The organism is Marinobacter azerbaijanicus (genome assembly GCF_030250645.1).
Classification (GTDB): Bacteria; Pseudomonadota; Gammaproteobacteria; order Pseudomonadales; family Oleiphilaceae; genus Marinobacter; species Marinobacter azerbaijanicus.
Genome location: NZ_JASSVS010000027.1, coordinates 1 through 12,538, shown reverse-complemented (window position 1 = coordinate 12,538; position 12,538 = coordinate 1). Strand labels below are relative to the sequence as shown.

At 65.1% G+C, this 12,538-nt stretch carries 10 protein-coding genes; 1 reads left to right on the top strand and 9 read right to left on the bottom strand.

Features of this window, described 5'->3' with window-relative positions:
- Nucleotides 1-174: 174 nt before the first annotated feature.
- The 9 genes from QPM17_RS22715 to QPM17_RS22675 form a co-directional block, all read right to left on the bottom strand.
- Nucleotides 175-1,581 carry a sugar porter family MFS transporter gene (locus QPM17_RS22715; RefSeq protein ID WP_285394028.1) on the bottom strand — a complete coding sequence of 469 codons (1,407 nt, stop codon included), beginning with the start codon at nt 1,579-1,581 and terminating at the stop codon, nt 175-177.
- A gap of 79 nt (nt 1,582-1,660) precedes the next feature.
- On the bottom strand, nt 1,661-2,983 hold the full coding sequence (gene lamB / locus QPM17_RS22710) for a maltoporin (protein ID WP_285394026.1): 1,323 nt from the start codon (nt 2,981-2,983) through the stop codon (nt 1,661-1,663).
- Between the two features lie 112 nt (nt 2,984-3,095).
- A complete protein-coding gene (locus tag QPM17_RS22705) occupies nt 3,096-3,971 on the bottom strand; it encodes an aldose 1-epimerase (RefSeq protein WP_285394025.1) in 876 nt (291 codons plus the stop codon).
- A gap of 21 nt (nt 3,972-3,992) precedes the next feature.
- Nucleotides 3,993-5,033 carry an ABC transporter ATP-binding protein gene (locus tag QPM17_RS22700; RefSeq protein WP_285394024.1) on the bottom strand — a complete coding sequence of 347 codons (1,041 nt, stop codon included), beginning with the start codon at nt 5,031-5,033 and terminating at the stop codon, nt 3,993-3,995.
- A 137-nt stretch (nt 5,034-5,170) separates the two neighbouring features.
- Nucleotides 5,171-6,787 carry a glycoside hydrolase family 43 protein gene (locus QPM17_RS22695; protein WP_285394023.1) on the bottom strand — a complete coding sequence of 539 codons (1,617 nt, stop codon included), beginning with the start codon at nt 6,785-6,787 and terminating at the stop codon, nt 5,171-5,173.
- 5 nt (nt 6,788-6,792) lie between these two features.
- Complete coding sequence (locus QPM17_RS22690) at nt 6,793-7,620, bottom strand: carbohydrate ABC transporter permease (RefSeq protein ID WP_285394022.1); 828 nt, start codon at nt 7,618-7,620, stop codon at nt 6,793-6,795.
- Nucleotides 7,617-8,549, bottom strand: coding sequence for a carbohydrate ABC transporter permease (locus QPM17_RS22685; protein ID WP_285394021.1), 933 nt, complete (start codon nt 8,547-8,549; stop codon nt 7,617-7,619). The genes QPM17_RS22690 and QPM17_RS22685 overlap by 4 nt, the downstream gene beginning before the upstream one ends.
- A gap of 77 nt (nt 8,550-8,626) precedes the next feature.
- Nucleotides 8,627-9,949, bottom strand: a complete 1,323-nt coding sequence (locus QPM17_RS22680) for an ABC transporter substrate-binding protein (RefSeq protein ID WP_285394020.1) — start codon at nt 9,947-9,949, stop codon at nt 8,627-8,629.
- A 32-nt stretch (nt 9,950-9,981) separates the two neighbouring features.
- On the bottom strand, nt 9,982-10,752 hold the full coding sequence (locus QPM17_RS22675; protein WP_285394019.1) for an SDR family NAD(P)-dependent oxidoreductase: 771 nt from the start codon (nt 10,750-10,752) through the stop codon (nt 9,982-9,984).
- Between the two features lie 336 nt (nt 10,753-11,088).
- Here QPM17_RS22675 and QPM17_RS22670 point away from each other — a divergent pair, with 336 nt between their 5' ends.
- Nucleotides 11,089-12,294, top strand: coding sequence for an ROK family protein (locus tag QPM17_RS22670; protein ID WP_285394018.1), 1,206 nt, complete (start codon nt 11,089-11,091; stop codon nt 12,292-12,294).
- Nucleotides 12,295-12,538 lie beyond the last annotated feature (244 nt).

The window sequence follows — 12,538 nt, the reverse complement described above, 5'->3', positions numbered from 1 at the left end:
ACAGCGCCGTGGTGCCCGGGTGGTCGGGGTTGTCGAACCACCAGCGCGAACGCAACTGGTCGGGCGTGATCTTGCGGTCGGTCATGTCGCGATCCTCATGCGAGTCGGCGGTCTTGTCCTGGCCGGATTGTTCTTTGTCGTGGGCATAGTGATACACGACATGGGCCGGTGACGTCATTCATAGGCCATCTCCTCGAGCTCCTTGCCACGCGTCTCCTTGACCAGGCGCAGCACGAAGAACACCGACACCACCGCGCACAGGGCGTAGAAGCCGTAGGCGCCGGCGAGGCCGATCGAAGCCAGCATGATGGGGAAGGTCATGGTGATGCCGAAATTGGCCAGCCACTGGAACAGCCCCGCGATGGCCAGGCCCGAACCGCGCATCTGGTTGGGGAACATCTCGCCGAGCATGACCCACATCACCGGCCCCCAGGAGACGTTGAAGAAGAACACATAGGCATTGGCCGACAGTAGCGCAAACACGCCCATGTCGTCGCCGAGGTGCAGGCTGCCATCGACCAGGCTCGCCGTGGAGAAGGCGTAGGCCATGCTGGCCAGGGTCAGCGCCATGCCCACCGAGCCCGCCCACAGCAGCGGCTTGCGCCCGACCTTGTCGATCAGGGCGATGGCGAGCAGGCAGGCGCCGATGCTCACCGCCCCCGAGATGACGTTGATCAGCAGCGCATCGCCCTCGGAGAAACCCACCGACTGCCACAGCACCGCACCGTAATAGAACACCACGTTGATGCCCACCAGCTGCTGGAACACTGCCAGCCCGATGCCTACCCAGACGATGCCGTGCACCTTGCCGGTGGCGCGATCGATCGCGTCGCGCAGGCGCGGCTTGTGGTCTCGGGTCAGCGTCGCGTCGATCTCCGCCAGCTTGGCGCTCACTTCGCCTTCCGGCATGACCAGGCCCAGCACGCGTCGCGCCTCGCCCTGCTTGCCGCTGCTGATCAGGTAGCGCGGGCTCTCGGGTATGAACAGTAGTGCCACCAAGAATATCGCCGCCGGCAGCAGCTCGATCCAGAACATCCAGCGCCAGGTGGCAAATCCCAGCCACAGCTCGACCATTGCCGAGCCGGACAGGTGCGCCAGCACATAGTTGCTGAGAAACGCCACGAACAGCCCCGAGATGATGGCCACCTGCTGGATGGTGGCGAGCCGTCCCCGATAGGCGGCAGGAGCCACCTCGCTGATATAGGCCGGCGTCATTACGCTGGCGGCGCCCACCGCCATGCCGCCCAGTACACGATAGATGACGAACTCCAGGGAGCCTCCGGCGATGCCCGAGCCCCAGGCGCTGACGAGAAAGAAGACCGCGGCCACGATCAGCAGCGTGCGGCGGCCGAAACGATCCGCCAGGCGGCCGGCGAAGAAGGCCCCCACGGCACAGCCCAGCAGCATCGAGGCAACATTGAAGCCGGTGCCCACGCTGTCGGAGCCGAATGCGGCCTGCAGGCCATCGACGGTGCCGTTGATCACGCCGCTGTCGAAGCCGAACAGGAAGCCGCCGATGGCGGCAATGCAACAGATCATGAAGATAAAGGCCGAACGACTCATTACCTTGCGTTCCTGCATGACGAGTACTCCGGAAAAAGGGCGCCCTTGCGGGCGCCAAGGCGAGGAAGCCCCGCGATGAAGCATGTCGGGATTCGGCTTACCACCACACGTCCATCTGCACGCCGAAGGTGAGGCCGTCGTTGTCGTCGATGTCGATCGCGTCACCTGCCGCCCCCGCATCGATCGCGCGGCTGGTGCGGCCCGCCTGGAAGGCGTTCCCGTTCCAGTCCGCATAGGTGGCGAAGAGGCGGATGACCGGGCGAGCGAAGCCGCCCACCCCCGCGGACCATTGCTGAGCCAAGGTCAGTTTGGTCAGGCGGCGGCTGTCGTCGCCGTTCTCGGGATCGATGTAGTCGTGGCCGAGCTCGAGCGCCGTGCTCAGGTGGTTCGTCCAGTAATAGGTCGGACGTACGCCCGCTGAGATCCAGGTGGCTCCGGAGTCATCGTCGAAGCGCTTCTCCTCAACGATGGCCGCATACAGCAGATCGAGCCTGTCGGGCGAGAGCCACACATTGCCGTGGTTGATGACGCGCCACATCTCACCGCCGGGCACATCCGCAGAGACCCCGGCATTCATGCGCCCCTGACCGGTACCGGCATTGATGATGCCGTCGGTGGCGTACTGCAGCGCCAACTTGTTGGTGCCGCCGAACCAGTTGTTCTGCTCGTGCTGGATGGTGAACATGTGGCCCCTATCGGCCTCGCTGTCGCCGTAGTAGGCCTCCTGGGCATCGCTCAGTTGAGCGCGGCCGTAGTTGTAGCCCAGCACCAGCGTGCCGTCGGGATTGACGGGGATATCGGACCAGCGGATATCCAGGGTGTCGTTGGAGATGCGATTGTCGGCATCCGGATATTCGGTATCGTCGGTACCCGTCGCGCGCATCCACGCCAGGTGCAGCTTGCCGGTACCCACGTCGATGTTCTCGATGCCGCCGCCGGGGCCGGTAGAGTCCCAGTAGAAGAAATCGTTGATGTTCACGTCGTGACGGCGGTAGAAGCGCTTGCCCGCCCACAGGCTGGCACCGGGCAGGGCATCGACCACATTGTGACCCTGCACGTACAACTGTCGAAGGGATACGTCGGTATCCTCGGAATCGTTCACCTGATTCGAGAAATAACCCACCATGCTGTTGAAATAGAACGATTTGTCGCCCTGTTCATAGAGCGTGGCACCAAGGCCCAGCTCGGCATAGGTCTCGCATTCGTTGCCCAGGCGGTACTTGGCTCCGGCGCCATTGGCCCGAAAGCAGGCCTGATCGCCCCCGCCTGCGGTGTTGCCGATGCCGGACCGCGCATAGCCGGTGAAATCGATGCCGGATACGAAGTCTTCCTGGGCCTGAGCGGTGCCGAAGGCGAGGCAACCGAGCCCGATCAACCCCAGGCGAGGCAGGGTCAGCGTAGCGTGACGTGGCATTGTCATTGTTGTGCTCCTTGTGAATGATGCATCGATGCGGTTTTATTGTTGGTAATAACTCTGAACTAAGTTGTTAAGCGTGATGAGTGGACGGCTCCTTGGTATCAACGGGGTGGGTTTAGCTGGGAAGACAGCGGAAACGGCAGCGCATCGAGTGACACTCCCCGGTGCCCAGCTCGAGCAGACCTTGGCGCTGCGGATCAACACCGTGATGGGCGTCGACCGCGTGGGAAACCGGCTCAAAGCAGAAGAAGTCAGCGTGCACGCCCGGCGAGAACACCAGGTAGCGCGAGGTATCGGCGCTCACCTCGAGCATCACGCCGCGCTCGGGCCAGCGCAGCACGGCCTGCCCGCTCCAGCCGGTAAAAAGGTTGTCAATCTTGCGTTCGGGTAGTGCCGCATCGCGGGAGAAGTCCCAGGCCTCACCGGCCGAGAGCCGGCGCCACTCGGTCGGCAGTTGATCGGCATCGACTTCCCATACACCCTCGGCGGCAGCATCGAGACGCACGTCGGCGCTGCGCGGGAGCCAGGGGTGAAAGCCCAGGCCGTAGGGAGCCGGCGCCTCCCCCAGATGGGTCACGGCGAGGGTCACTTCGAGCGTGTCGCCCGCCAGGCGATAAGTCAGCTCCGCCCGGTAGTCGAATGGCGGCTGGTGCGAAGAGCGCAGGCCAAGCCGCAGCCGTGTGTCGTCGCACTCCTCGACCTGCCAGGCCCGCTGCCAGCCGTCGCCGTGGATCGGCAGGGGCTCGCCATCCAGATTGGCCACGAGCGGGTAGTCGCATCCCTGCCACGTGAAACCGCCCCCGCCGATGCGATTGGACCAAGGCACCAGCGGGTACATAGCCAGTCGGTTGGGATCATGTTCGTCAGCGCGGCCGGGGCGCATCAGTGGCTCGGGGCCTCGCTGGGTCAGCCTGTCGAAGCGCACCACGGCACCGCCGATCCCGGGGCTCACCGTGAGTCGCAGGGTTCCGTTGTCGAGTGTCATCGTCATGATGTCTCGCTCGCTTACGGCTCAGGTAAGACTGGCCCGGAATCGGGCCAGGGCCCCATCCGGCAGGCGCTGGCCATCGGCGTCGAAGCCATGCAATAGATCGTGACGCGGCGTCAGGTAAAGGACGTCGCCGCTGTGCACCGCCGCATCGCCGGGCAGGCGGACCGTCAGTGGGCCAGTGGCATCGCAGTCGACGTAGGCGAAGGCGTCGGCGCCGAGCATCTCGACCACCCGCACCCGGGCCTGCCACTCCCCCGCTTCGCAGCTGACTTCGAGATGCTCGGGGCGAATGCCGAGCGTCGCGGCACCGTAGGCCTTGGCCACCTCCCCTTCGATCAGGTTCATCTTCGGCGAGCCGATGAAGCCGGCGACGAACAGCGTCTCGGGCCGCTGGTAGAGCGCCATGGGCGTGCCGACCTGCTCGATGCGACCGGCGTTCATCACCACGATGCAGTCGGCCAGGGTCATCGCCTCGACCTGGTCGTGAGTGACGTAGACCATGGTGGCGTCGAGGCGCTGATGCAGCTCGGCCAGTTCCACGCGCATGCGGTTGCGTAGCGCCGCGTCGAGGTTGGAGAGCGGCTCGTCGAACAGAAACACCCCGGGGTTGCGCACGATGGCGCGACCGATGGCCACGCGCTGGCGCTGGCCGCCGGAGAGCTCGGCCGGCTTGCGCTCGAGTAGCTCCTCGAGGTTCAGCAGGCGCGCCGCCTCGGCTACCTTGGTCCTGCGCTCCTCGGCGGGCACCTTGGCCAGGCGCATGCCAAAATCGATGTTGTGCGCCACCGTCATGTGCGGGTAGAGCGCGTAGGACTGAAACACCATGGCGATGTTGCGATCGCTGGGCTCGGCGGTGGTGACGTCGCGCCCGCCGATGGAGATGGCGCCACGGGTCACCGTCTCGAGCCCGGCGATCATGCGCAGCAGGGTCGACTTACCACAGCCGGAGGGGCCCACCAGCACGGTGAAGGAGCCGTCCTCGATGTGCAGGTTGAGATTGGGGATCACCGTGGTCTTGCCACGGAAGGTCTTTTCGATGTCGACCAGGGTTACGTCAGCCATAGCGTGCTCTCGTCTTGGGGAACACTGCACAAAAGCCTACGCGAGCGAATCGCTGCGTTGCGCTTCATCTCGCTCGTCGATTTGTTCAGCGGTTCCCTTAGCGCCTGTTGTGTGTCTTGTGCGCGTAAAAAATCGGCTCAGCGGGTATTGCGGCGGTAGCGGAACCCGGCGAAGTCGGCCGGCGTGGCACGCCCGCTGATGTCGTGGGCCGCCATACCCAGGAAGTTGCCGGTGAAGTAGCCGTGGGCACGACCGCTGCCCTCGTCCGACAGCAGCCCGGCGTCCAGCACCGGGCCGATCGGCTGCCACTCGTCGTCGCCCTGGGCGAAGCGGAACTGCAGCTCGCGCTCGCGGATATCGAGACCGAGTCGCACCGGAAGGCCGGGCGCAAGGGTCACGCCCGGCTCGGCGAAGTCGAGCCGCTCGCTGGGCCACTCGTCGTGACAGCTCATCACGCCGAGCACCTTGTCGCCCTCGTCGTTCAGGCTCACCGCCAGGTAGTGGAACTTGAAGCGGTTGTAGTAGGCGATCAGCCCGGCGAACTGCTGGATGTCGACAGGTTCGAACTCGAGTTCGGTCTCGGCGCTGCAATTCCAGCTGTCCTGGCGCCGCGCCACCAGCGCCTGCTCGAACCAGGAACCCACCGACTCGCGACCGAACAGGCGCAGGAAGCCGGGCCGTGCATCGAGCGAGAACAGCCGCTCGGGTTCGGACGTGCGCAGCCACTGGAAGTCCACCGGAAGAGCGCCGGGCTGGAACGCATAGTTTTGTTCGGCGGCCGGAGGGCGCTGTTCCACACCGGGCATGACAGCAGGCATTGGCACTTCCAGCGCCGGGGCACTGCCGCCGTGAGCCAGGCGCAGCCAGCCGTCCTCGCCCCATTGGACCTTCTGGATGGCCGTTTCACGGCCCAGCGGCGAGCGGCGCGTGCCGGGCAGCGGCCGGCTGCACAGATGCACCATCCAGGTCTCGCCCTCGGGCGTTTCCACCAGATCGGCATGGCCGGCGCGCTGCAGCGGGTTGTCCGGGTCCTGGCGCGTGGTCAGCACCGGGTTGTCCGGGTGCACCTCATAGGGGCCGGCGATCTCGCGCGAGCGCGCCATGGTCACGGCGTGGTCGTAGCCGGTGCCGCCCTCGGCCACCAGCAGGTGGTACCAGCCGTCGCGCCGATACAGGTGCGGCCCCTCGGTGAGCTTCATCTCGGTGCCGGCGAAGATGTTGCGGATCGGGCCGATCAGACACCTGCGTTCGACGTCGTACTCCTGCAGCAGAATGCCGCCGAAGCGGTCGCCGCCCTCGCGCTGGCGATAGTCCCACTGGAGATTGACCAGCCATTTGCGGCCGCCCTCGTCGTGGAACAGCGAGGGATCGAAGCCGCTGGAGTTGAGGTACACCGGGTCACTCCAGGGTCCTTCGACGGAGGGCGCGGTGACCAGGTAGTTGTGACCGTCCTTGAAGTTGCCCTCGTAGCGCTTCATGTCGGTGTAGATCAGCCAGAACAGGCCGTCGGCGTACGACAGGCACGGCGCCCAGATGCCGCAGGAGTCCGGGTTGCCGCGCATGTCGAGTTGGGCGGCGCGGGCCAGCGGCCGGCTCGCCAGCTGCCAGTTGGCCAGGTCCCGCGAGTGGTGGATCTGCACGCCCGGGTACCACTCGAAGGTGGAGGTGGCGATGTAGTAGTCCTCGCCGACCCGGCAGATCGAGGGGTCGGGGTTGAAACCGGCGAGTATCGGGTTGCGAAGGGTATCGGTCATCGGTGTCATCCCTTGACGGAGCCGCCGGTCAGCCCGGCCACGATGTATTTCTGCGCGGCGAGGAAGAAGATCACCGCCGGCGTGATGGTCAGCGTCACGAACGCCAGGATCATGTTCCACTGGGTCAGGTACTCACCCTGGAACTGCATCATGCCGAGCGGCCAGGTGTAGATGGAGCGGTCGTTGAGCACCACCAGCGGCAGCAGGAAGTTGTTCCAGCTCTGTACGAAGACGAACACGCCCACCGTGGCCAGGATCGGCGTCGACAGCGGCAGGGTGAACGACCAGAAAAAGCGCAGGTAGCTGCAGCCGTCGACGTAGGCGGCCTCGAACAGCTCCTTGGGCAACTGATCGAAGAATGCCTTGAATAGCAGGATCGCCAACGACAGGCCGAAGGCGGTCTGCGGCAGTATCACGGCCCAGTAGGTATCCAGCAGCCCCAGATCGCGTACCTTGATGAACAGCGGCAGGATCGCCGCGGCGAAGGGGAACATCAGCCCCAGCAGCAGGTAGGAGAGGATCATCTTCGAGCCGAAGAAGCGGATCTGCGAGAACACGTAGGCCGCCGCTGCACCCACCACCAGGGTGAGCAGTACCGTCATCGAAGAGATGAGGAACGAGTTGCCCAGATAGCGCCAGAAGGTGCCGTCGAGAAAGATCGCAATGTAGTTCTCGGCGTTCCAGATGTCCGGCAAGCCCAGCGGATTGGTGCGCAGCTCGGCATTGCTCTTGAAGCCGCCGAAGAAGGAGGCCAGCAGCGGGCCGATGACCAGGCTGGCCACCAGGATCAGCACGATCACGCGCAGCGTGTTGCGGGTCGTGGCGCTCGTCATACCCGCTCCTCCTTCGTTGTGGCACGCTGGTAGAACAGCGCGATGCCGATGGCGAGCACGAACAGCACCACGGCGGCGGCGCTACCGAAGCCGATGTTCAACCGTGACAGGCCGAAGGTGTAGAGATAGGTGACGATGGTGTGGGTCGAGTTCGAGGGCCCGCCGTTGGTCATGGGGATGATGATGTCGAAGATCTGCAGCGAGCCGATGATGGCGAAGAAGCCGCTCACCACGATGGCGTGCTTGATCAGCGGAATCTGCACGAACAGCGCTACCTGGCGTGGCTTAGCCCCCTCGAGCTTGGCCGCCTCGATCAGGTCCTTGGGCACGCTCTGCAGCGCGGCGATGTAGATCATCATATGAAAACCGAAGTACTTCCAAACGATCACCGTCATGATCGCCGGGAAGGCCCACTGGCGGTCGGCGAGCACGTAGACCGACTCCTGCCCCAGGGCCTGGAACATGAAGGCGGTGATGCCGTAGTCGCCGTCGAAGACGAAGCTCCAGATCAGCCCGGCGGCCACTTCGGCGAGAATGTAGGGCAGGAAGAACACCAGACGGAACAGCGTGTTGGTCGGCGTCTTGCGATACACCAGCAGCGCCAGTCCCAGGGCCAGCGGCATCTGGATGATCAGCGAGACGAGAATCAGCTTGGCGGTGTTCCACAGCGCGGTATGGAACACCGAATGGTCGAGCAGGCGGGCGTAGTTCTGGGTGCCGACGAAATCGCTCGGCGAGCCGTAGCCGTTCCACGAGAAGGCGCTGTAGTAGGCCGCATCGGCCAGCGGCAGGATCACGAACAGCGAGAACAGGATCAGCGCCGGCGGCAGCAGGATCAGCACGGCAGTGAACTTGCCGCTGGCCAGCCCCTGGCGCAAGCGATCGGCGTTGCTTCTCCTGTGCACGGCGGGTCGGGTCATGGTAGTCATGGCAGATACCGTCAAGAGGATATGGCCCGGCGCGGCGAGAGTGCTGCGCCGGGCGTCGCATGTTTCAGCGAATCGGTTCAGCGGAACTGCCAGGCCTCTTCGACCTGGGCAGCCGCCTCCTCGGGCGTGATCGCGCCCTGGGCCAGGTCGCCGCTGATGTCGTTGACCGTGGCGCCGACCGAAGTGCCCAGCGCCTGGTCGAGGAAGACCTGATGGAAGTTGGACTCGCTGAGGATTTGCGCCACCTTGCGTGCGTAGGGCGTGTCGAGTTCCTCCTCGGAACCGTGGGCCACCGGCACGAAGATGCCAAGCCGAGCCGCTTCGCGCTGGTTCTCCTCGTTGAGCAGGAAGCGCAGGAAGTCGACCGCCTCGTCGGAGGCATCGCGGGTCACGGCGAAGCCGTTCATGCCGCCGAAGCTGTCGTCGTTGCCCTCACCCCCTTCCACTCGGGGGAAACGGATGAACTCGAGATCTTCGTCGGGCACGCCCTCGCCCGTCGCGGAGCGCTCCTTAGAAGGAATGTAGTCCCAGTCGCCCATCAGGTGCAGGGCCGCCTCGCCGTCGCCGAACATGGCGCTGGCACGCTCGTAGGAGGTCGACATGAAGCCCGACTGGAAAGGGTCGAGCTCGACGAACGCCTGGAGCAGCTCGCCGGCCTGCACGAAGGGCTCGCCCTCGAAGCCGCCGTTGTCGCCCTGCTTGGCTGCCTCGATGCCCTCGCCGCCGGCCAGCCGCGTGGCCAGGTAGCCCCAGTAGAAGTGCATCGGCCAGCCATCCTTGCCGCCCACCACGGCGGGCGTGACACCACTCTCGCGCAGCGCCACCACCGCCTGCTCCAGGTCCTCCCAGGTCTCGATGGCCTCGATGTCGACCCCGGCCTGCTCGGTCAATGCGGTATTGGCCCAGAAGCCCACTACGGTGGCGTAGAGCGGCGCACCGTAGACACGCTCGTCTAGCGTGAAGGCGCGCACGGCCGACTCGGGGTAGCGTTCCTGCCAACCACCCTGCATCGCTTCGGTGAGGTCGCGCACGAAGCCGGCCTCGACCTGGTCGCGCAGCCCTTCCCCGCCCCAACTGTAGAAGATGTCGGGGCGCTGGTCGGACTGCAGCAGCGTCGGCAGGCGCGTCTTGTAGGCCTCGTTGGCGATGTACTCGAAGATCACCTCGACGTCCGGATTCTGCGCTTCGTATTCGGCGACCACATCGTCGTAGTACTGCTTCTCGACGTCGCTGATCTCGACCCGCAGTACGCGCACGGTGGTATCGGCCGCTGCGGCGAATGCCGCCAGGCCGGAGGCAAGGGCAAGCGTTGCCGCCAACCAGCGCTTGGCGCGCAGCGGCCTGGGCAGTTGGTGTTGGTAAGTGTGCATGGCGAGCTCCTTGTTGTGTTGTAAGCGCATGAATGCACCTCAGTTAAGTGAATGTTCGCGGCTCAACCCCAGCCGCCGTCGACGACAATCTCCTGGCCGGTGATCGCCGCGCTCTCGGCGCTGGCCAGGAACAGCACGGCGGGGGCGATATGCTGTGGCTCCAGGCGCAGCTTGAGGCACTGGTGAGCCTGGATCGACGCCTCCTCCTCGGGGCCGATCCACTTCTCCAATTGGCGCTCGGTCAGCACCGAGCCGGGCACCAGGGTGTTGACGCGAATGTTGTGGCCTCCCAGATCGCGAGCCAGGCTGCGTGTCAATCCGTGCACCGCCGCCTTGGCCGTGACGTAGGTCGACAGTTCGGGGATGGCCATCTGCACGCTGATCGAACCGAAGTTGACGATGCTGCCGCCGCCAGCCTCGATCATCTGGTGCGCCGCCGCCTGGGCGGCAAAGAACATCGGCCGCAGGTTGAGCGACATGCGCTCGTCCCAGTAGGCGACGTCGACCTCCTGCCAGGTGTGGCGATCGTCGTTGGCGGCGTTGTTGATCAGGGTATGGATGGGCCCCAGCTCGCGGCCCACCTCGGCGATTGCCGCCTGCAGGGCCTCGACGTCGCGAACGTCGCAGCGGCGATAGCGTGGCGCCCGCCCCGTCTCCGCCTGCAGCACCTCTACCAGCGCATGGCTGGCGGTATCGTCTATGTCGACGAAAGCGACTCGGGCCCCCTGCAGGTGGAAAGCCCGGGTCAGCGCGGCCCCGATGCCGCTGCCGCCACCGGTAATGAAAACCACTCGCTCGTCGAGGCTGGGGTAACGCGCCGCGTCGTTGTTCATGCTTTCTCCACTTAGTTTTTTCTATTTACTAACTAGAGAGTGAGCAACTCCACACAGAGCGACAATGCGACGTTAGTCGATGGTGACGATTTGTCCTTTTAAATCATCCTGATCCACCTTTCTCACCAAGGGTTAAGAACGCACTTCCGGCGTGGCCGAAGCCAAGCAATTCGTTTAGGCTTGGAACCAACTCACGACACGTACCAGGAATGCCGGGCCGAAGCCCTCGCGCGCCCCATCGCCGAATGGCATCATCGGGACGCGATACCAAAGTGTCCGGTTTCATCCGTTTTCCTCCGCTGCGCCCCGGGTGTGCGGACTGCAAGGCCACGTTCCATGTCAACCAGCTACCAGCAGCAGCACAAGGCGGGCGACCTCCACTTTCTCAAGCGGCTCAATCGTAGTGCCATCCTCGAACTGGTGCGCCGCACCCCGGGGCTGACCCGCGCCGACATCGCCAGCCAGGCCCAATTGACCAAGGCCACCGTCGGCGCCGGCGTGCAGTCGCTGCTGCACCAGGGCTGGCTGCGTGAGGGTGAGCTGCTGAAGAGCAGTGGCGGCCGCCCGGGGCGCGCCCTGCATCTCAACGACGAGCGCCACGTGCTGTTCGGTGCCGAGGTGGGCGTGCACGGCCTACGCTTGGTCGCTTGCACCCTCTCGGGCCAGGTGCTCGAGTCGCACCATGAACACCTCGTGCCGACCACTCCCGAAGTCACCGCCGAATTGCTCGCTGAACTGCTGCATGGCTTGATGCGCACCCACCTGGACGGCAACCGGCGTTGTCTGGGGCTGGGGGTCGCACTTCCCGGCCCCATCGCGCCCGGCAAGCCTGTGCTGCGCCTGGCGCCCAACCTGGGCTGGCGCGACATCCGCTTCCTCGATCTGCTGCGCCCCCACCTCTCGCGGCTGGAGGGCACTTGGCTGATGGACAACGAGGCCAAGTCGGCCGCCTTCGGCGAGCTCTACTTCCGCACCGGCAACATTCCCGAGTCGTTGATGTACGTCAGCGCCGGCACCGGGATAGGCAGCGGCATGGTCGAGGGCAGCCACCTGCCGCTGGTCGCCAGGGGTATCCAGGGGCTTGCCGGCGAGATCGGCCATACCGTGCTGCAGCCTGGCGGACTCTATTGCCACTGCGGCAACCGTGGCTGTGCCGAGACCCTGGTCAGCGGCTGGTCGATTCGCGCCGCGCTGGGCATCGCCGAAGAAGAGGACCTCATCGAGGCCCTGCTGCCGCGCCTGAACGAGCCCGACGTACAGACCACGCTGCGCCGCGCCGGCGAGGCGCTGGGCATTCTGCTGCTCAACCTGCACCATACCCAGAACCCCTCCGAGATCGTGCTGGGCGGTTCGCTGACCCAGCTCGGCGCCCCGCTGCTGTCTCCCGCCCTCGACTACTTCAAGGCCAACCAGAGCCGCCTGCTCGGCACGACCCAGCAGGTACCGCTGCGGGTAATCGAGGACTCCACCTTCGTTGCCGCCCGCGGCGCCGCGGCTCAGGTATTGGCCAGCATCATCCACGGGCCTAGCGACCTGATCTGACCGGTACAACCGCGCACAGTCGACAAAGTCGGACCCGGCAAGTAAGTTAAGAGATTGAACTTAGTCGGCGCCTCACGCAGGATGCTAACGGGCGTCCTGGAAGTGCGCCCGTCGGTCCGAGTCCTCATCGACAACAACCGCAGGAGCCCTATATGACACTCGAAGGCAAGATGCTGATCGGCCAGGCGGCCGTCAGCGGCAGTTCCCAGCCCATCCACGCCGTCAACCCCGCCACCGGCGAGAC